We start from the raw sequence: 19,787 nt of genomic DNA, 5'->3' as shown, positions 1-19,787 counted from the left end.
GGAAGGGAGGTGACTATCCCACGTTGCTTGCATGAGGCGCTGGGGCGCCCCATGCAACACGTAATTGGGACATAGCCTATTATTTCCCCTTCGTACTCGATGATCTGCTGCTCGATGAGCGCGCGAATATTGTCGAATATGGATGAATCATTATCAGGATGACAATCGTTCACAATTATTGCGAACTCCTCTCCACCTATTCTGGCGAATATGTCGTCTGCCCTTATTTTTCTTTTTACCAGCTTGGCAATCGCCTTCAGCACATAATCACCCGCATCATGCCCATATTTATCATTCAGATTTTTAAAGTGATCCAGATCCAATATACCGACAAAAATTGGCGTATCAGCCAATCTCGACATTATTAATCTGCGTTCACCCTCGTTCATGAATGCTCTTCGATTGGCGGTTTCCGTCAGATAGTCTGTTGATGCCTGCAGCTCCATTTCCGTCACCTGCAGGTGCAGCTGTATATTGAGGGCAAGCCAGTTGGCCAGGCATTGCAACAAGATGGCGTGTTCGGCGGTGTAATAGGCTCTCTGGTGGTGTGCAACATTCAGGGTCCCGATACAGACCGAGCCCTGCATCATGGGCGCATCCATGCAACACCCCATGCCGTGCCGGGACAAGATCTTGCAGTCCAGATCGGGGGACTGGCTCAAGTCGTCACAGATCGTCAGCATGCTGGTCGAAAAGACCCGCCCCACCATGGAGCCATGAATGGGAACCAGAGACTCCATGGGAATCGCATTATTCCCCATCACCGAATAGAGCTTCAAGGAGGCATCATTCTCCTTGATGGTAATGCTGGCCCTCTCGGCAGAAAAAAGATAAAAAATCCAATTCGCCATCACATTCAATACATCTTGAAGCGAGGCCGCCTGGGTCAGATCCTGAATAAAGGAGACGGGAATGGTGATCTTCTGCCCAGGGCCAATATTGGATAAAAAGTTTGGATCAAAACTTCTTTCATTATTTTGATTGTGCATGGCGACCTCGCACTATTTTATTATGAGAGCCTGGCCTTGCTCTGATCCGCAGCAGCCAAGAGTCCAGATAACCATTTTCTATGTATCCATATTTTCTTGCTCAAGAGTATAACAACCATGTGGGAACTGGAACGCTTGTTCTGTGGGACATCATTTTTCGGATAAATAACGACCCAATAAAGACAACTTCAACACTAGAGGTCGATGCAATGGTTATCGCGTGCCATTGCAAAGGGGCGAGGACACGACGCGCCTGGGCGACGCTTTCACTTCTTCCTTGATGGCCGCGGCCTCATGGTGAGCAGGCCGTTGCCGAGTCCTAGCCATGGAAAAGGCGCCCGCAGGCGCCTTGATGATGGATGCAGGGCTCGCCCTCAATAGGCCAGGCCGGCACCATAGGGGTAGAGCGGGTTCGCGGAGTCCTTCGCCACGTCCGGGTGCTGGTCTTGCACCGCCTGCCAGCTGGAGGGCAGCTCGAAGGGCAGCTTGCCGCTGGCCTTGACCTTGCCGCTGATGACGTCGAACAGCGCCTGATCCAGGGCACCGAAGTTGGCGAGCAGCACCTGGGCCGCCGGTGCCACCTCGGTCAGGATGGCGGGCCTGTCCAGATAGACGGAGAGCACCATGGGCACCCCGGCCTGCGTGATGGCCTGGATGGCGACGTACTCGTCCGCCCCGCGGTAGACCCCCTCGTGGGCCGTCTCCTGCACCACCTGATCGGCACTGGCAAAGCCGAGCTGACCGAAGTGGATGCTGCCAAACGGGAAACGGGGATCCTGCTCACCCGGGGCGTTGACCCGCACTATGGCGAGATCGGCCTGGGCCAGCTCGGTCACTACGGTGTAGCCGTTGGCCGCGGCCACCTCGGCGTTGACGTTATGCAGGTAGACCCGCTTGCCGTCCGCCTTGAGCGGCAGCAGGGATCCCTCGTTCTTCAGCAACACGTGGGACGCCGCCTGGGCGGCCTGGGCCTCCTGCTGGAACTCGGCCTTGCCCACCAGGGCCACCGCAGCCTGGGTATCCACATAGGGGTTCTCGAACAGCCCCAGGGCGAACTTCTGTTCCAGGATCCGCTCGGCCGAGGTGGTGATGGCCGCCTCGGTCACCAGGCCGCTCTGCACCGCCGCGAGCAGGGGGGCGGGATCTTCCACGCCGCCGAACTGATCCACCCCGGCGTCGATGGCCTTGGCATAGCGCTCGGCCTTGGTGAGCTTCTCCACCCCCCAGGACATGCCAAAGGGCACTGTCCAGGGGCTGACCCCCGCCGTCACCTCATCCTGGGTCAGCCCCTGCTCGCAACGGCTGTCGCAGTCGTTGACTATGCCCCAGTCACTCAGCACCACGCCGTCGAACTTGAAGTGGCCCCGCAGCAAATCGGTGAGGATCTGGCGGTTGAAGCCAAAGCCCACCTCCTCGATGGCCTGGCCTTCATAGGTCAGCCCCTCGGGCAGGGCGTAATAGGGCATCACGGCCCCCACCCTGGCCTCGAAGGCCCCCTCGAAGGGCACCAGGTGATAGGCGAACTGGCCGCCCGGGTAGACCTGCTCCTTGCCCCAGGGGTTGTGGGCATCCAGGCCGTTTTTCTGGGGACCGGCCCCGGCGAAGTGCTTGACCACGGTGACCACGCTCTCCTTGCCTATGCCGTCGCTCCCCTGCTGGAAGCCCTCTATGTAGGCCTTGACCAGGGATTTGGCGAGCAGGTTGTCCTCACCGAAGGTGCCGTTGATGCGGCCCCAGCGCGGCTCGGTCGCGAGATCCGCCTGGGGAGAGAGGGCCTCGTGAATGCCGACGGCCCTGTACTCCTGGCGAGCGATGTCGCCAAAGCGCTGCACCAGGGCGGCATCGCCGATGGCGGCGAGCCCCAGGGTCTCCGGCCACTGGGAGAAGGCCCCGGCACCTATGCTGGTGGCGTTGGGATCATGGGTGAAGTGGTTGCGGGGATCCGTGCTCACCGTCATGGGGATGCCGAGCCCCACCCCTTCCAGCAGGGCCTGCAGCCGGTTGTTGTCGTCGGCGATGGCCGCCGGATCCCCCGCCATGCGGGTGATGAAGGTATTGACGCCGTCTTCCCGCAGCATCTTCTCCATGGCGGTGAGGTTGACCCGCCCGTCTGCGTCCAGCACCAGGGTGCCGTGCATCATCAGGCCCGCCTTCTGGGCCAGGGAGAGCCTGCCCACCAGATCCCGGGCCCGCTCGGCGGCGCCAAGGCGCCAGTCTTCATAAGGAGTCAGGGTGCCGCTGCCATCGAGATCCTTGAATTGCAGGCCATCCTGCTCGATCAGGCTGACGGTGCGGTGGCCCAGAGTGGGCTGCTCCGGCTTGGGGGTGGAGTCGTTGTCATTGCACCCTGCCAGCAGCAGGGCCCCTATGCCGAGGGCGACGCGGGTTCGGGAGAGCGAGTGGTATTTCATTATTGTTATCTTCCTTGTGTGTAGGAGTGGCCACTGTATGCAAAATCGGCCCGCCTCACTTGCCCTGCGGGTGCAGGGAATTGCCGGTTGGGAGCAAGTTCGAAAAGTGTGAAAAGGGTTGCAGGGTTACCCTTGGTTACATTTCTGAAACATGAAGCCGAACCTGGCTCACGGCAATTCATGGCCGTTGGCGGATGATGGTGGGCCACCGCCGACAAGGATTTTCGCCGTGAAGACAGTCTCCAACCGGATAGCCCTGCACTGCCTCAACCACTGGCAGAGAGAGGGCCGGGATCCGGCCCAGCTCCTGCAAGCTGCCGGGATTGCCAGAGAAGAGCTGCTGCTCCCCCAGGGGCGGATCGACGCCCAGCGCCACTTCCGGCTGCTGACCCAGGTCGCCCCCCATCTGGACATGACCCACAAGTGGTCGCCCCCCTCGCTCTCGGGGCTCTTTGCCGACTACCTGCCGCTGGCGAGCCTGTGCTGCAACGCCGCCACCCTGCGCCAGGCCCTGCACTTCTTCCTCGCCTACCGCCCCCTCATCGGCGAGTGCGATCGGATAGTGCTGCGGGAGGAAGAGGGGCAGGCCAGGCTCGGTTACCATTCGGAGTCCGATCACCCGGACGTGATCGCCATGAGCAGCCTGGCCAATCTCGGCCACCTCTATGCCCTGCTGCAGTTCTACCACCCCGGCCAGGGCCAGCTGGTGCTGCCCACCCCGGTGCGGCCCAGGCTGTGGCGCGAGCTGGGGGCCTGGCTGGGGGAGCGGCTGCAACGGGGAGAGGGCTTTGAGCTGCGCTTCCCCGCGACCTTGCTCGATCTCGCCCACGGCGGCTGCAACGGCCCCCTGCAACCCCTGCTGCTGGGGGAGCTCGACGGCCAGATGCGGCTGCTGCGCCCGAGCAGCCACTATCGGGAGCGGGTGCTCGGGCTCATCCGCCAGCGGCTCTGGCAGGAGAGCGTCGACTCCCCCACCCTGCTGGCGGGGATCTGCGAGGCCCTCAGGCTGACCCGCTGGACCCTCAACCGCCACCTGCGCGAGGAGGGGTGCCACTTCTCGGCCCTGCTGGAGCAGGTAAGAAGGGAGGAGGCCTGCCGGCTGCTGCAGGATCCCGGCCTCCAGCTGCAGGAGGTGGGTGGGCGCCTCGGGTTTGCCAGCCAGAGCAGCTTCACCCGCTTCTTCAAGGAGGCGTTCGCCCTCTCCCCCAGCGAATACCGCTCAAGGCGCAGCCGGCTCTGACTCCCCGGCCAGGGCCCGGGCGAGCAGCGCCGCCAGCCAGTGGATGAAGAGCTGGACCCTGGGCGCCAGCTGGCGGCGATGGGCATAGAGGGCGTGGATGGGAAGCGGCGGCGCCTGCCATTGGGGCAGCAGGCTCATCAGCTCGCCGCGCCCGAGCAACGCCTCCACCCCCACCCTCGGCATCTGGATGATGCCAAGCCCCGCCAGCGCCGCCGCCAGGTAGGTCTCGCTGTCGTTGACCATCAGGGCCCCCGCCATCGGCAGGAGGGCGCGGCTGCCATCCTCAAGCTGGTACTCGAACCCCGGCTCGCTGCGCCCCTGCCCGGAGCCATAATGGACCAGCCGGTGCCCGACCAGATCCGCCAGGGTCTGCGGCACCCCGTGACGGGCCAGGTAGGCGGCGCTGGCGCAGTTGATCTGGCGATAGTGGCCAAGGGGCCGCGCCACCAGGCTGGAAGGCTCCAGCGCCCCCACCCGCACCACGCAGTCGAAGCCGTCGCGCACCAGATCCACCCGCCTGTCCGTGCTGCTCAGCATCAGCTGCAAGTCGGGGTGCTGCGCCAGGAAGGCGGGCAGCGCCGGGATCACCAGATGGCGCGCCATCCGGCTTGGCATGTCTACCCGCAACTGCCCCGAGATCTGGCCCCCCTGGCGAAACAGACCGTCAAACTCCTCCATGTCCGCCAGCAGATCCCGGCACCTGGCGTAGCAGAGCTGACCATCCGTGGTGAGCTGCACCCGCCGGGTGGTGCGCAGCAGGAGCCGGGTGCCCATGCGCTCCTCCAGCCGGCGGATGGCGGCGGAGAGGGTCGCCTTGGGGATGCCCAGCTGCTCGGCGCAGCGGGTAAAGCTCTCGAGCTCGGCGACCCGCACGAACAATTTCATCGCATCCAGTTGATCCATGAGCTGATTGTCTCTTCAAGCGGAACAGTGATTTCATTATCACGCTATTTATCCGGCAATAAAGGAACAATACAGTGATCCGGTCGGCTCGCACCGAGCCCTTGCCACCCACAGGAGTCACACCATGACCAGACCCATAGCCCTCATCACCGGCGCCAGCCGTGGCCTTGGCAAACACAGCGCCCTCGCCCTTGCGGCCAAGGGGGTGGATCTCATCATCACCTACCGCAGCCAGGCCGACGAGGCTGCCGCCGTGGTGGCTGAGGCCAGGGCGCTCGGGGTCCAGGCCCATGCCCTGGCGCTGGATGTGGGGGTGAGCGCCTCCTTTGCCGCCTTCGCAGAGGAGGTGACGCAACTGCTCGCCCGGGAGTGGCAACGGCCGCAGTTCGACTACCTGGTCAACAACGCCGGCATCGGCATTCACGCCAGCTTCGAGCAGACCACGGAGGATCAATTTGACACCCTGCTCAACATCCACCTCAAAGGGACCTTCTTCCTGACCCAGAAGCTGCTGCCGCTGCTTCGTGATGGCGGGCGCATCATCAACCTCTCCACCGGCCTCACCCGCTTCGCCATGCCGGGTTACGCCGCCTATGCCGCCATGAAGGGGGGCGTGGAGGTGCTGACCCACTATCTGGCCAAGGAGCTGGGTCCCCGGGGCATCGCCGTCAACGTGGTGGCCCCCGGCGCCATCGAGACCGACTTTGGCGGCGGCGTGGTGCGCGACGACAAGGGGGTCAACGCCTTCCTCGCGAGCCAGACGGCGCTCGGCCGGGTCGGCCAGCCCGACGACATCGGCGGTGTCATCGCCGCCCTGCTCTCCGACGACAACCGCTGGATCACCGCCCAGCGCATCGAGGCCTCTGGGGGCATGTTTATCTAGGCCGCCTTGCCCCAACAACACAAAACAGAAGGCCCCCTCGGTTGAGGGGGCCTTCTGTTATTTGGTAGAACATGCGCTGCGCACCGGGCGCATGGGCGCCTTACAGCGTCTTGCCACCGGAGGCGATCACCTGGCTGTACCAGTGGAAGCTCTCCTTCTTGATGCGGCGAAGCGACCCACCCTGCTCGTCGCGCTCCACATAGACGAAGCCGTAGCGCTTCTGGTAGCCGTTGAGCCAGCTCAGGATGTCGGTGAAGGACCAGGCGCAGTAGCCGAGCAGTTCGACCCCGTCCTGCATCGCCTCCTGGCACGCCTTGAGGTGGCTGTGCAGATAGGCGATGCGGTAGTCATCCTGCACCCGGCCGTCCGTGGTCAGCTTGTCGAACTCGCCGAGGCCGTTCTCGGTGATCATCAGCGGCAGGCCGTAGCGGGACGAGAGGCGGCGCAGGGCGATGCGCATCCCGGTGGGGTCTATGGCCCAGTCCCAGTTGCTGGTCTCCAGGTGCGGGTTGGGGGTGGTCCTGTAGAGACCGGGGACGCCGCTCGACGGCGTGGTGCCCTTCTGCCCCGTGGTGTTGATGCGCTGCATGGTCTGACCGCCGAGGGGATTGTCGGTGAAGGTCAGGGTGTAGTAGTAGTTGACGCCTATGTAGTCGGGGGTGCCTTCGCGCAGCAGTTCGAGATCCCCTGGCAGTATCTCGGGGGCCTCGCCGGTTTCTCTCAGGTAGGCGAGCGCCGCCTGGGGGTAGCGGCCGAAGCAGTAGGCATCCAGCCACCAGAGGTTGGTGAACTCCTCGGCATTCTCGAACGCCAGCATGTCGCTCGGGGCGCAGGAGGCCGGATAGGCGGGGGAGTACGCGAAGCTCGGGCCGATGAGGCCGTTTGGCACATGCTGGCGGAACGCCTTGATGACCCGGGCGTTGGCCAGGAACGCGATGTGGTTGGCGGCGAAGAAGCGCTTCCTGTCCTGCACCGCGGGCGGATGGGTGCCGAGCTGGTAGGCGTTGGTCAGGTTGTAGTTCTGCTCGTTGAGGGAGACCCAGTACTTCACCTTGCCGGCGAAGCGCTGATAGAGGGTGACGCAGTAGCGCTCGAAGTCGTCGATGATGCGCCTGTCTTCCCAGCCGCCGTATTCGTCCTGCAGCGCCTGGGGCAGGTCCCAGTGATAGAGGGTCAGCACAGGCTCTATGCCGTGGGCCAGCAGGGCGTCGATGAGCCGCTCGTAGAAGGCGAGTCCCGCCTCGTTCACCTCACCGCGCCCATTGGGGAAGATGCGCGGCCAGCTCACCGAGAAGCGGTAGGCCTTGAGCCCCATCTCCGCCATCAGCGCCACGTCCTCTTCCACGCGGTGGTAGTGATCCACCGCCACGTCCCCGTTGCTGCCCTCGAAGGTCTTGCCCGGCAACTTGGTGAAGAGATCCCACACCGAGGGGCCCTTGCCGTCTTCGTTCCAGGCCCCTTCCACCTGGTAGGCGGCAGAGGCAGCCCCCCAGAGGAAATCCGCGGGGAAGTCGTTGAACTTGGGATGGTGCATCTGGCTTGTCTCCTGCTGCTTGAGGATGGTGCCGCCTCTCCCCCTGGGGGCACTGGCGGGTGTCAAAACGAATTGGCATCAGCATCGAACAGTTCTAGAATTCCGTCCAATGACAATTTTTGCCATTCAATATTCCAAGCAGGAATGAAGGAGTCGTGATGGAGTTGCGGGATCTGAAGGCCTTCGTCACCCTGGGGGAGGTCTTGCACTTCGGTCAGGCGGCGGCGCGCCAACACATCACCCAGTCGGCCCTGAGCAAGCAGATCCGGCGGCTGGAGGCGGATTTTGGCGGCGAGCTGTTCGAGCGCAACGCCAGCAGCACCCGGCTTACCCCCCTCGGGCGCGCCCTCTACGGGGATGCCTGCGCCCTGGTGGCCCAGAGCGAGCAGCTCGGTCGCACCGCCCGCGACGTGCTGGCGGGCAATGGCGGCACCCTGCGCATCGGCTTCGGGGTCGCCACCAAGCTGCTGGTGCCCGCGGCCATCGCCCGTTTTCGGGCCAGCCGCCCCGGGGTCGGCATAGAGCTCAACGATCTCTCCACCCATCACCAGTTGCTGGCACTCAGTGAAGGCAGGCTGGATCTCGGCTTCTGCCGCCTGCCCGCCCCCAAGGGCTGGCCGGTGCTGCCCGTGGTGCGCGCCCATTTCGTCGCCGTGCTGCCCGCCGGCTACCAGGGGGTGACGGGGCTCTCGGATCTGCTGGACAAGCCGCTCGCCATACTGCGCCGGGACAAGGCCCCCTCCTTCCACGATCAGTTCGTGCACTACCTGGCCCAGAGCGGGCTGCGCTTTGGGGATATCCAGTACGTCAACGACTTCGCCGCCGGCATCGCCACCGCGGCGGCGGGCATCGCCTGGACCCTGGTCCCCTCCTCCACCACCATAGAGCACCCGGACGTCATCACCCTGCCCTTAGGGGAGGCCGAGGCGAGCTGGATCATAGGGCTCATTCGCCCGCCGGGAGGAGATAATCCCCTCATCGCCCCCTTCTGGCAGACGGTGGCCGAGCTCGGTGATCCCGCCCTCACCGCCCTGGGTGATCAGGGCGGTGCAGAGTCATGACGCGGCCATGGCCGTCATTCACGACACGGCATCGTTCGAGAACCACATTAACGGTAGCTTTTGAGCAGCCAGCCCCCGTAAAATTGCACCATGACCCCGGCGCCCGGCGCCAACCGACAAGGACTCGTTTCTCCAATGCTATCTCACTGGCTGCTGAGGTTTGATCTCCATCGCCTCATCTTGGCCCTGGCCGTGCTCGGCGTGCTGGCCACCTTCGGCAACAGCTTCTACGCCATCCATCAGGCACAGCGACAACTGCTGATCGACAGTACCCTGGAGGCCAACCGTGTCTATGCCACCAAGCTGGCCGCCTCCGCCGAGGCCATGCTGAATGCGGCCCAGGAGCAGCTTGCCTACAGCGCCACCCTGCTGGCGCCGCTGCTGCAGGCCAACGACGTCAAGGGGCTGGAGCAGGAGGTGACCCAGTTGCGCGAGCGCACCAACACCTTCAACTCGGTGGCCATAGTCAACACCGAGTCCACCATCGTCGCCGTCTCCCCCGAGACCCTGAAGGTGAAGGGGGCCAAGCTCACCTCCCGCAGCGCCCGCCAGACCCTCGCCAACCAGCAGCCGACCATCTCGGATCCCCTGGTCTCCCTCTCGGGCAACTACCTCATCAGCCTCTCCTACCCTGTGTTCTCGACGGACAGGCGCTACCTCGGCTATGTCGCCGGGACCATCTATCTGCAGTCCGCCAGCGTGCTCTCCAGCCTGCTGGGTCAGCACTACTACCAGGATGGCTCCTACCTCTACGTGGTCGACCGGCAGAAGACCCTGATCTACCACCCCAACCCCAAGCGCATCGGCCAGAAGATAGGTGAGAATACGGTGGTGGACGAGGTGTTGCAGGGGCGGCAGGGGGCACAAAGCGTGCTCAACTCCCGGGGAACCGAGATGCTGGCGGGCTTCGCCCCCGTGGCCGGTGCGGGCTGGGGAGTGGTGGCCCAGCGCCCCCGCAGCGCCACCCTGGCCGGGCTGGATCAGCAGATGCTCAACATATTGAAGGGGATGATCCCGGTCACCCTCTTCATCCTCTTCGCCATCTGGCTCTCGGCCACCATCATCTCCCGGCCCCTGCGGCAGCTGGCCAACCGGGCCAGGCTGATGGATCAGCAGGAGGCGGCCTCCAACATCTCCAGCATCCGCGCCTGGTACTTCGAGGCGGCCCAGATCAAGCAGGCCATTCTCAAGGGGCTGGGGCTGCTCAACACCAGGATTGACCAGCTGCACACCGACAGCCACACCGACCCCATGACGGGCCTCTTCAACCGGCGGGCCATGCAGCAGATGCTGGACGACTATCAGGCACAGTCCCGGCCCCTGGCGGTCATCGCCCTCGATATCGATCACTTCAAGGGGATCAACGATCACTTCGGCCACGACGTCGGGGACGCCGTCATCGTCGCCCTGGCGACCCTGATGCAGCGGGATCTGCGCGCCGATGCCGCCCTGTGCCGCAGCGGCGGCGAGGAGTTCCTGCTGCTGCTGCCCGGGGTCTCCCTGGTGCAGGCACAGCGGATCGCCGAGCGGCTGCGGATGACGGTGGCAGGCCACGAGATGGATCAGGCCGGGCGCATCACCATCTCCCTCGGGGTCGCCCACTGGCCTGGGGATGCCAGCGATCTCGGTGCCGTGCTCAAGCAGGCGGACAAGGCGCTCTATCAGGCCAAGCACAGGGGCCGCAACTGCGTGGTGGTGGCCGGCGCCTGAGGCCACCCGGCGTCAGAAGCTGTAACCCATCTTGAGGTAGATGCCGGCGTTGTCGTCCTTGCCCATGGCATACTCGAGGTTGGCGACTATGCCCGCCTCGGGCTTGAGCAGATACTGCACCCCCGCCCCCCAGGCGGGATAGATGTTGGCGCTGTCGGAGCAGTCGAGGGACTCCCCGTTCACGGCATCCCCGTAGAGGCAGGCCACCCCGGCGAAGGCGGTCAGGGTCCAGCGTTCGGCCAGCTTGTAGCGCTCCTCGACCTCCACCGCCGACATGTGCTGGCCCAGGTACTCCCCCGGGGTGTAGCCACGCAGGTAGATGGGGGAATAGGAGCCGCTCGGCGCGTTGTGGGAGAACTGGTTGCGATTGCGCCAGGCGAGCACATGGCCATCCCCGTGGCGCCAGTATCCCCTGTAGTCGACCCGGTAGATGTCAAAGTCCCCCTCTCCCCCCAGTCCTTCCCGGTAGGCCAGGTTGTTGACGTTCAAATACCAGCCCCGGGTCGCGCTGAAGTCGCTGTCCCGGGAATCGTGCTGCACCGCCAGCCCAAGCCCCCCCGAGGTGAACCCCTCCAGCCCCAGCTCCTCCAGGATCTGATCCGATTGCAGATCCTGTCCCTGCATCTCGTAGTTGGAGTAGGCCGCCATGCCGCCGACAAACCAGTCCCCCTCCACCCGATAGAGGTAACGCAGGAAGGCGGAGCGGAAGTGGTCCTCGGTCTCGAGGGCACGGCCGGTACCGAGGTAATCCTGATAGCTGTTGTTGATGTCGCCAACGATCACCCCACCGACGAGGCGGTGGTGATCCGCGCCGAACGACGTCTTGGCAAAGGCGCTGGTGATGAGGGAGTCCGAGGTGGTGTACTTGCCGGACAGGGTGAACAGGGACGGGCGCGAGCCCTCATCGAACCGGTGCAGATAACCCACCATCAGGCCCGCCGCCGTGTCCAGCTTGGGGCTGGAGCTCAGCAGGGGCACGAACAGCCAGGGGGAACGCTCGTCTGGTGGCTCATCCCCCTTTGCCTCGCGCTCGTCACGGCGCGGCTGCGCCTCTTCCTTGGCGGGATCCGCCGCCATCGCGGGGCTGGCCGCCAGGGTGAGGGCCAGGCCGGCCATCAGGGGAGAGATTGCATAGCGCATGTGTGGGTTCCGCACAGGGTAGCGCACGGCAAACCGGCGGCGCTTGGCCACCCTGCCTGGCAGGCGCGTCCGGGTTCAGGTTGCCGGCCGCCCTGCATCAGGGGCCGGAAGAGGGCCGCAGCATAACGGCATCCCCAGGCCCCGACCACAGCAAGATGGTGCGCCATACAATCGCCGTACAGCTTCGCCAAACGAGAGGCCCGGGCGAATACCTGGCATGAAAAAACCCCTGCCTGGGCAGGGGTTCGTGCGAGGACGCTTACAGATTGACGGCGAGGCTGGCGGCCTGTGCCTGGCTTGGGGTCACCAGCACGGGCACCGACTTGGAGGTGGGGGTGAAGGAGCCCTCCCCTATGCTCTCTATGGCCACCAGGGGGTTGGTCTCCGGGTAGTAGGCGGCGATGTTGCCCCTGGGGATCTCGTAGAAGATGACGCTGAAGCCGCGCACCACCCGCTCGCGCCCGTCGTTGCAGATGGCGGTCATGTCCACCTGCTGCTCCTCGGCCAGCCCCAGGCGACGGGCATCCTCCTCGTTCATGAAGACCACGTTGCGCCGCCCCTTGATGCCGCGGTAGCGATCGTCCATGCCGTAGATGGTGGTGTTGTACTGATCGTGGGAGCGCAGGCTCTGGAGCAGCAGCACGGGCTCGTCCACCATCTGCTCGGCGTGGCTGGTGCACTCTGGCAGGATGGAGTCCGGCAAGCGGCTCGCCCTGAATTCTGCGCGCCCGCTTGGGGTATTCCAGCGCAGCAGGGCGGCGCCGTTCTCCAGGTGGAAGCCGCAAGGCTCCTCGATACGGCGGTTGAAGTCGTCAAAGCCGGCGATGGTCTCGGCGATGAGATCCCGCAGCAGGGCGTAGTCATCCCGCAGCGCCAGCCAGTCCACTCGATCGCGGCCCAGCGTCGCCTCGGCCATGCGCGCGACTATGTCGATCTCGGACAGGCAGAGCGGCGAGACCGGCTCGTTCATGCCGGTGGAGGCGTGCACCATGCTGAAGGTGTCTTCCACGGTGATCTTCTGCACCCCGGCGCGCTGGGTGTCGAGCTCGGTGCGGCCGAGGCAGGGGAGGATCAGGGCATCCTTGGAGACCATGAGGTGGCTGCGGTTGAGCTTGGTGCTGATCTGCACGTTGAGCTCGCTCCTTCGCATCGCCTCATAGGTGAAGTCGGTGTCCGGCGCCGCGGCTGCCAGGTTGCCCCCGAGGCAGATGAGCACCTTGCTCTTGCCGCCATGGAGGGCCTTGAGGGCCTCGTAGACGTTGTGCCCCGGCGTGCGCTTGAGGCCCACCGGGAAGCGGCGCTCCAGGCGATCGATAAAGGCGGCATTGGGTTTCTCGTTGATCCCCATGGTGCGGTTGCCCTGCACGTTGCTGTGACCGCGCACCGGACAGAGTCCGGCCCCCGGCTTGCCAATCTGGCCGCACATCAGGTGCAGGTTGACGATTTCGCGAATGGTGTCGACCGAGTGCTTGTGCTGGGTGATCCCCATGGCCCAGCAGCTGATCACGCTCTCGCTCTGGGCGAAGATCTGCGCCGCCCGGGTGATCGCCTCGCGATCCAGCCCGGATTGCGCCTCGATCTGATCCCAACCGGTGGCCTTCACCTGGGCCAGGTAGTCGTCAAAGTGCGCCGTATGCTGCTCGATAAAGGCGAGATCGATGCGCCCCCCCTGCTCTTCCAGGATGTATTTCGCCATGCCGCGAATGGCCGCCATGTCACCGCCAAGCTTTGGCGTGAGGTACTGGTGGCTGATGCGGGTGGCCGCCGGGGTCAGGAGCTCTGCCGGGCTCTGGGGGCTCGCGAAGCGCTCGAGGGCCACCTCTTTCAGGTTGTTGAAGGTGACTATCTGGCACCCCTGGCGCGCCGCCTTGCGCAGGGCGTTCATCATGCGCGGGTGGTTGGTGCCCGGGTTCTGGCCGAAGACGAAGATGGCTTTGGCGGCGTCGAAGTCATCGAGCACCACTGTGCCCTTGCCCACCCCGACAGACTGGATCAGCCCCACCCCGCTCGCCTCGTGGCACATGTTGGAGCAGTCCGGGAAGTTGTTGGTACCATAGAGACGGCCGAACAGCTGATAGAGGTAGGAGGCCTCGTTGCTGGCGCGGCCCGAGGTGTAGAACTCCACCTCGTCTGGGCTGGCCAGGCGCTTGAGCTTGTCCGCGATGAGGGCAAAGGCCTGATCCCAGCTTATCGGCTCGTAGTGATCGGTCGCCGGGTTGTAGCGCAGGGGCTCGGTCAGCCGTCCCTGGTATTCGAGCCAGTAGTCGCTCTGGGTGGCGAGGCGGCGCACCGAATGCTCGGCGAAGAAGGCGGCCCCTACCGTCTTGCCGGTGGACTCCCAGGCCACCGCCTTGGCGCCGTTCTCGCAAAACTGGAAGGCCCCCTGCTTGTTGTCACCCCAGGCGCAGCCGGGGCAGTCGAAACCGTCGGTCTGGTTGACCCGCAGCAGGTTCTTGATGTTCTGCCGGGTCTTCTGGCTCTGCAGCACCTGCTTGAAGGTGGACTGCAGGGAGGAAAAGCCGCCGGCCTTGGCCGGTTTCTCAATATGACTGGACATGGGAGTCTCCAACGTGATCCTGGGCGCGGGGGCTGGCATAGCAGACCGGGGCATCGGATCTGGGCACATGAATGAGGGTCAGGTTGTATTTCAGGGCCAGTCGCACCGCGAGCTGGCTGGGAGAAGCAAGGCTGATGAGGTGGGCGGCGCCAAATTGCACCGCCTTGTGAATGAGTTCGCTGCCGCAGCGGCTGGTGATGACCAGGGTGGCGGCCTGCGCGGGCTGGCGCAGTTGCATGCCGATGAGCTTGTCCAGGGCGTTGTGGCGGCCTATGTCTTCCCGGCAAGCCAGGATCTCGCCGCGCTCGTCGAGCGCCAGGGCGGCATGGAGGGCGCCGCTCTGGCGGGCCTTGCTCTGCCAGGGGGCGATGCGCTCGCGCAAGTCCCGCAAACGCTCGGTATCCAGGGGGGCGCCCGGGGTCAGGGGGGCGAACTCGGGCAGCGCATGCTCTATGGCCTCCACCCCGCAGATGCCGCAGCCGCTGGCTCCGGCCAGGCGGCGCTTGCGTCGCCCCAGCTCGGCCAGGCAGCGGTTGGCGATGGTGATGTCGAGCACCACCCCCTGCTCGGACGGGGTGCTCTGGATGTCGTGCACATCGTGGTTACCCCCGATGATCCCCTCGCCAAACAGGAAGCCGATGGCGAAGTCGTCGAGATCATCCGGGGTGGCCATCATGACGGCGTGGTTGATGCCGTTGATGTTGACGGACACGGCCACCTCTTCCACCAGCTCATCCAGCCTGGGCAACCGTGAATTGAATGGGATCATGCGAGACGCTTATAACGTGTATTCGGGCCTCAAGTTTAGATAAGTCGCTCCCCCAAAACCAATGAAACAAATCTATTCACTGATAGACAACCTCTATTGCCATGGCGATGTCGATTGATTAACTTTGTCGGCCATCCTCCACGCCAGGCGCTTCCTCTTCGATGAACATCAAGCAGTTGCACTATTTCTACGAGCTGACCCAGCACCGCCACTTCGCCAAGGCGGCCAAGGCCTGCTTCATCACCCAGCCGACCCTGTCCGCCAGCATCACCGCCCTGGAAAAATCCCTCGGCACCGAACTGGTGGTGCGCAACAGCCAGTTCGTGGCCCTGACCCAGGCGGGGGAAGTGGTGCTGCGCCACGCCGAGCGCATGCTGCTGGAGCAGGACGCCATGCGCCAGGAGCTGAGCCTGTTTGGCGGCGCGCTGTCGGGGGTCCTGCGCATCGGCATGGTGCCCCAGTCGAGCATCGACATCATGCCGCTGCTCAAGCGCTTCAACGACGCCTTCCCCAAGGTCAGCCTGCGCCTGTCGGTGATGACCCACGGCACCCTGCTCGAGCAGCTGGATCTGCACCAGACCGACATCGGCCTTGGCTTTGACGAGCTGCTCACCGAGCATCAGCGCCGCGCCCTCGACGTCCAGCTTCGCCACCCCAACCCCATGGCCCTGCTGGGGCCCCTGCCCCCGCACCTCGCCCCGAGCCAGCCTCTGAGGCTGACGGACTTGCAGGATCTCCCCCTGATCCTGCCGAGCGCCACCATGCAGTTTCGCCGCTATCTCGACGAGGCCGCCGCCCGCCAGCAGCTCAGCCTGCGGGTGGTGCTGGAGACAGACTCCCTGTTCCACCTGGCCAACGGGGTGAGCCACGGGCTCGGCTGCGCCGTGGTCAGCGCCGGCATCGCCGCCACCGCCCAGCAGCTCTTCAAGCTGCCCTGCCACCCCCTGGTCGATGCGAGCGCCGGCACCATCGCCTTCATCACCCGAAAACACAGCGTCACCCCGGCCATGAAGGCGTTTCTCGCCCTGCTGCAGGCCTGAGCTCTCCCTTGGTGCAGGGCTACGAGTATCAATACGAGTACCGCCCGCCTTCTCCAGCAAGCCTGCGCTGACCAAGAAAAAACGCCCCTGAGGGCGTTTTTTCTTTATTAGGGAATAGGACAGCTGGCCGGCGATCCATGGTCGCGAGGCCAGAGGGTGCTGCCATCCGTCCTGGAGAGGGGCAGGAATGTCAGCCCCTCGCTCATGTTGGCGGGCGGGAGATCGTCCTCCAGCACGTACATCCCCATGGGCAGGACGCCCGAGGGCTGGTTCGCCTCCACCTGATCGGCGGCGAGGCGCGAGTAGCGCAGACCCAGCAGATCGAAGTGGCTGCGCCAGTCCAGGCCGGTTAGCCTGCCGAGGGCGACCAGCATGAAGTCGTTGCCCGGTATGTCTCGCACCTGCTTGCCGCCATAGACCCCATGCCCCTGGAAGGGGAAGAGGCCAAAGCCGAGCCTGTCCCTGTTGGCATTCCAGTCGCTCTCGTTGTCGGCAACGGCGCCGAAGATCCGTGAATACTGGTAGAGCAGGGTGAAGATATTGAAGCCGTTGTTCAGGCGGGTGCCGTCCGCCAGCCTCATGCCGTGGGCGCGCAGTGCCATCTGGATATAAAACGCCATGCGATAGCCGTTGTGGACCGCATAGGCATTGCTCTGCCAGGGCGCCTCGTAGCGACTCTCCCCCGCATCCAGCACCTTGCAGTTGGCCCCCAGCACCACCCGGTTGCCGCTCTTATCCTTCACCCCGGCCGCGTCGGACATGAAGGCGTAGAACAGATCCTTGTGATTCATGTGACCATCTTTGATGGGCGCCGTGTTGCCGTCGCGCAGATAGTGGGCCTGCCACTTCACCACATAGGGGAAGATGTTGTTGGAGTTCTCCCCGGCCCGGCTGCCATAGCCGCGCCAGTTGTCAGCATCGCTGGCGGCGGCGTAATGCACATTCAGGCGCTGGGTTTGCAGATTGTGGCCCAGCTCGTGATTGTCCAGCCAACCGGTTGGGCTGATGCTGCCGGAAGAGTCCCAGGGGTTGCCGCTGCAGCCGACCCCGCAATGGGCATTCTGGTCGTAGTTGGCATGCTGGATGATGGTACGGGTATGCAGTGACTCGTCGAGACACTGATCCCCCAGCAGCGCGACACAGGCGCGCCTGACCTCGTCGGGCAGCGACTCCTCCAGGCGCTTGCCCTGGATCTTGAAGCCCGCCAGGGTATAGACGCTGTTGATATGATCCCGGGAGATGCTGTCCAGCAGGGCATCGGTGTCGGCAATGGCCCCCCCGATGGCCCCGGTGAAGCGATCCCGGCGCAGATGCTGCTCGGCGCCATCGGCCCTGAGATCGACATGGGGCAGCTCGGTCTGATCCAGCCGCTCGTTGAAGTCCCGGATCTGCTGCTCATCACTGAAGTCCAGAATGGCTGGATGGCGGGTCACGCCGGTGGCGGCCACCTCCACTTGCAGCGTCCCGTCTCCCCCCTCCAGATAGAGATAGACAGGGCCCCCATAGGGCGAGGTGAAGCTGACGCTGCCGCCCTTGTTAAGAGGAAGCCGCCCGCTGGCCAACTCCAGCGGCGCCCGATAGACCTTCTGCTCATAGGCCCTGTTGGTGTTGGGTCTGTGGTAATTGAGCCGAATGGTAGCGGAAACATCCGCTGTATCCGTGCGACTCAGGGTGATACGTTGCCCCGGCAGGGCATACCAGCCCGTCGAGGTCCACTGCCCGGAATAGGGCACCGAGATGCGGCGGCTGTCGCTGATGACGGCGGGATAGGCGTAATGGGCCTGATCTCCCTTGAACACCTGGCTGCGATCGACGACGTACTCCCCCAGATCGGGCTGGGCCGGGTTGCGAACACGGGCATAGCTCACCAGCCAGTCGGCAAACATCGCCCGCTGCCAGGCCTGATGCTCATCCCAGGCGATGGGGTAGTCGATGGCGGCACGGTATTTGTCGGCCAGCAGCAGGCTGGCTGGCAACAGTGCCAGGCCGCCCTGGGCGAAGGGGCTGATCCCCGCCTTGTCCAGGGTGATGGCGGCACTCCTGAGCCAGTCGGCGCCATTCTTGAACTGCACATTGAACTCATCGACACCCCCGCAGTTGAGGAAGTTGCCGCTGCAGGCATCCAGCCATTGGGTGCTGAATGTCCCCTCCTTAAGGTTGCTCAGCAGCGTATCGACCGCCATCAGCTGGGGATCTGGCGCCATGATGGTGCTCGCCGCCAGATTGCTGACCTTGAGCTTCGACCAGTAGTTGCCCCAGGTCACCAGTCCCATCTCCAGATAGAGGGGCGCCAGCAGGGGGCTTGCCTCTCGCCGGTAGTTGGAGAGCAGCAGCGGGATCCCGGCGGCCTTCGCCTTGGCGATGACCTGGGCTATGCCCTGGTACCCCAGCCCTTGGCGATCGAGGTCGCTTATCACGATGAGATCCGGCGCCATGCGGTCGATGCAGGCGCCGAGGGCCTGATAATCGCACTCATCGGCCTGGTTGATGCTGTGCGCGTCCGGATACATGGCCTTGAGCCAGTCCCGGATCCCCTCGTTATGGGGGAAATACCAGCTGTCGGCGCGACTCGGCATCTGGGCGGTCAGGATGCGAAGACCATCGTCATCACTATCCCTCCCCCGGGTCAGCCAGCCGATCAGCCCCCTGAGCAGCGCCTCGCTCTGGGGCGTGCGATCCACCGCAAACAGGTTTGCCCCCATGGCTGCCCGGCGATAGTCATCTTGCTCGGAGACCATCACCAGGCCGCGGATCTCGCTCTCCCCCTTGCCATTGATGTTGGAAGGGAGCAGGGTCACGGTGTGTTCGGGCTGGAAGCTGGAGAAGGTGATGGAGTCGTGGCTCGGGTTCCAGCTGATGGCATCCAGACCCCGATAGAGGGTACTGACCAGTTCGGTGCGACGCGCCTCACTGTCGGCGATGGCGCCACGGGCATGGGCGATCAGCTCCATGTCGCTGGCGAGGGCGTGATCCTCGTGGGCAATGGCATGGGCGGCATGCTTGATGAAGCGAGCCGACACCTGACAATCGGCGCCCATGGGAGCTGTGATGTAGTCGTGACCCTGCAGGGTGCCGTCACAGCCCTCTATGCTATCCAGCACGAAGCCGGCGTCGGGCGCTACGGTGAAACGCCCCCGTTCACCGGCGCTCAGGCGCAGGCTGACCGGGCTCAGCCGTCCACCCTGGCTGCTGCGGGTGGTGGCCTCGAAATAGACGGGGGCCGTCTCCTGAGTGAAGCTCGCCGAGACCTGGCAATCGCCGCGCATGGGGCCCGTGGTATAAGTGAGGCCGTCCAGCGTCCCCTCACAACCCGCAATCTGCGCCAACACATAGCCTGCGTCGGGTGCGACGGTGAAACGGCCCTGCTCACCGGCGCTCAGGCGCAGGCTGGCCGGGCTCAACTGTCCACCCTGGGTGCTCTGGGTGGATGCCTCGAAATACGTTGTTATCGTGGGGGGAATGGCATCGTCTTTCCCGCCCTCTCCACCCCCGCATCCGTTCATGGCAAGGGCCAGCAAGGGTGTGAGAATGACTCTTCTCATCTTCTATC

At 64.4% G+C, this 19,787-nt stretch carries 12 protein-coding genes and 1 pseudogene; 5 read left to right on the top strand and 8 right to left on the bottom strand.

Annotated features, from left to right (window positions below; translation table 11 throughout):
* Positions 1–122: 122 nt before the first annotated feature.
* Both AC3WR3_RS03265 and AC3WR3_RS03260 read right to left on the bottom strand, forming a co-directional pair.
* Positions 123–851, bottom strand: a pseudogene (locus AC3WR3_RS03265) (sensor domain-containing diguanylate cyclase); the annotation flags it as partial.
* A gap of 512 nt (positions 852–1,363) precedes the next feature.
* On the bottom strand, positions 1,364–3,400 hold the full coding sequence (locus AC3WR3_RS03260; RefSeq protein WP_492291149.1) for a glycoside hydrolase family 3 protein: 2,037 nt from the start codon (positions 3,398–3,400) through the stop codon (positions 1,364–1,366).
* A 229-nt stretch (positions 3,401–3,629) separates the two neighbouring features.
* On the opposite strand from AC3WR3_RS03260, the gene AC3WR3_RS03255 reads away from it, so the two are divergent.
* Positions 3,630–4,640 (top strand): helix-turn-helix transcriptional regulator, encoded by a 1,011-nt coding sequence (locus tag AC3WR3_RS03255; RefSeq protein ID WP_492291148.1) that lies wholly within the window; start codon positions 3,630–3,632, stop codon positions 4,638–4,640.
* Here the strand turns inward: AC3WR3_RS03255 and AC3WR3_RS03250 are convergent.
* Positions 4,620–5,543: a LysR family transcriptional regulator gene (locus tag AC3WR3_RS03250; protein WP_492291147.1), complete on the bottom strand. Its 924-nt coding sequence runs from the start codon at positions 5,541–5,543 to the stop codon at positions 4,620–4,622. The two genes, AC3WR3_RS03255 and AC3WR3_RS03250, sit on opposite strands and share 21 nt — an antisense overlap.
* A 124-nt stretch (positions 5,544–5,667) precedes the next feature.
* Here AC3WR3_RS03250 and AC3WR3_RS03245 point away from each other — a divergent pair, with 124 nt between their 5' ends.
* A complete protein-coding gene (locus AC3WR3_RS03245) occupies positions 5,668–6,426 on the top strand; it encodes an SDR family NAD(P)-dependent oxidoreductase (RefSeq protein WP_454009251.1) in 759 nt (252 codons plus the stop codon).
* Positions 6,427–6,526: 100 nt separating this feature from the next.
* Here the strand turns inward: AC3WR3_RS03245 and AC3WR3_RS03240 are convergent, their stop codons facing one another.
* The gene (locus AC3WR3_RS03240; RefSeq protein ID WP_492291146.1) at positions 6,527–7,960 is read right to left on the bottom strand and encodes a glycoside hydrolase family 1 protein; all 1,434 of its coding nucleotides are present in this window, start codon (positions 7,958–7,960) and stop codon (positions 6,527–6,529) included.
* 158 nt (positions 7,961–8,118) lie between these two features.
* On the opposite strand from AC3WR3_RS03240, the gene AC3WR3_RS03235 reads away from it, so the two are divergent.
* Positions 8,119–9,021 carry a LysR family transcriptional regulator gene (locus AC3WR3_RS03235; protein ID WP_492291145.1) on the top strand — a complete coding sequence of 301 codons (903 nt, stop codon included), beginning with the start codon at positions 8,119–8,121 and terminating at the stop codon, positions 9,019–9,021.
* A gap of 135 nt (positions 9,022–9,156) precedes the next feature.
* Entirely contained in the window at positions 9,157–10,731 is a 1,575-nt protein-coding gene (locus tag AC3WR3_RS03230; RefSeq protein ID WP_492291144.1) for a sensor domain-containing diguanylate cyclase, read from the top strand.
* A gap of 12 nt (positions 10,732–10,743) precedes the next feature.
* Here AC3WR3_RS03230 and AC3WR3_RS03225 read toward each other — a convergent pair whose 3' ends face one another.
* The 3 genes from AC3WR3_RS03225 to fdhD form a co-directional block, all read right to left on the bottom strand.
* Entirely contained in the window at positions 10,744–11,871 is a 1,128-nt protein-coding gene (locus tag AC3WR3_RS03225; protein ID WP_492291143.1) for a hypothetical protein, read from the bottom strand.
* A gap of 259 nt (positions 11,872–12,130) precedes the next feature.
* The gene (locus AC3WR3_RS03220; protein WP_492291142.1) at positions 12,131–14,428 is read right to left on the bottom strand and encodes an FdhF/YdeP family oxidoreductase; all 2,298 of its coding nucleotides are present in this window, start codon (positions 14,426–14,428) and stop codon (positions 12,131–12,133) included.
* Positions 14,412–15,197, bottom strand: a complete 786-nt coding sequence (gene fdhD / locus AC3WR3_RS03215) for a formate dehydrogenase accessory sulfurtransferase FdhD (protein WP_492291141.1) — start codon at positions 15,195–15,197, stop codon at positions 14,412–14,414. The genes AC3WR3_RS03220 and fdhD overlap by 17 nt, the downstream gene beginning before the upstream one ends.
* Before the next feature lie 161 nt (positions 15,198–15,358).
* Here fdhD and AC3WR3_RS03210 point away from each other — a divergent pair, with 161 nt between their 5' ends.
* Entirely contained in the window at positions 15,359–16,237 is an 879-nt protein-coding gene (locus tag AC3WR3_RS03210) for a LysR family transcriptional regulator (RefSeq protein ID WP_492291140.1), read from the top strand.
* A 107-nt stretch (positions 16,238–16,344) separates the two neighbouring features.
* On the opposite strand, the gene AC3WR3_RS03205 is transcribed toward AC3WR3_RS03210, so the two are convergent.
* Positions 16,345–19,779: an ImpA family metalloprotease gene (locus AC3WR3_RS03205; protein ID WP_492291139.1), complete on the bottom strand. Its 3,435-nt coding sequence runs from the start codon at positions 19,777–19,779 to the stop codon at positions 16,345–16,347.
* Positions 19,780–19,787: the final 8 nt, after the last annotated feature.

This window comes from Aeromonas sp. EU05-FHT14A05 (genome assembly GCF_058791175.1).
This window is presented reverse-complemented; position numbering and strand designations above follow the sequence as displayed.

What these genes read in the sequence shown, in the direction of transcription:
- AC3WR3_RS03225 (WP_492291143.1), bottom strand. Translation starts at nt 11,871, where the DNA reads ATGCGCTATGCAATCTCTCCCCTGATGGCCGGCCTGGCCCTCACCCTG.
- AC3WR3_RS03250 (WP_492291147.1), bottom strand. Translation starts at nt 5,543, where the DNA reads ATGGATCAACTGGATGCGATGAAATTGTTCGTGCGGGTCGCCGAGCTC.
- AC3WR3_RS03220 (WP_492291142.1), bottom strand. Translation starts at nt 14,428, where the DNA reads ATGTCCAGTCATATTGAGAAACCGGCCAAGGCCGGCGGCTTTTCCTCC.
- AC3WR3_RS03235 (WP_492291145.1), top strand. Translation starts at nt 8,119, where the DNA reads ATGGAGTTGCGGGATCTGAAGGCCTTCGTCACCCTGGGGGAGGTCTTG.
- fdhD (WP_492291141.1), bottom strand. Translation starts at nt 15,197, where the DNA reads ATGATCCCATTCAATTCACGGTTGCCCAGGCTGGATGAGCTGGTGGAA.
- AC3WR3_RS03245 (WP_454009251.1), top strand. Translation starts at nt 5,668, where the DNA reads ATGACCAGACCCATAGCCCTCATCACCGGCGCCAGCCGTGGCCTTGGC.
- AC3WR3_RS03260 (WP_492291149.1), bottom strand. Translation starts at nt 3,400, where the DNA reads ATGAAATACCACTCGCTCTCCCGAACCCGCGTCGCCCTCGGCATAGGG.
- AC3WR3_RS03205 (WP_492291139.1), bottom strand. Translation starts at nt 19,779, where the DNA reads ATGAGAAGAGTCATTCTCACACCCTTGCTGGCCCTTGCCATGAACGGA.
- AC3WR3_RS03240 (WP_492291146.1), bottom strand. Translation starts at nt 7,960, where the DNA reads ATGCACCATCCCAAGTTCAACGACTTCCCCGCGGATTTCCTCTGGGGG.
- AC3WR3_RS03210 (WP_492291140.1), top strand. Translation starts at nt 15,359, where the DNA reads ATGAACATCAAGCAGTTGCACTATTTCTACGAGCTGACCCAGCACCGC.
- AC3WR3_RS03230 (WP_492291144.1), top strand. Translation starts at nt 9,157, where the DNA reads ATGCTATCTCACTGGCTGCTGAGGTTTGATCTCCATCGCCTCATCTTG.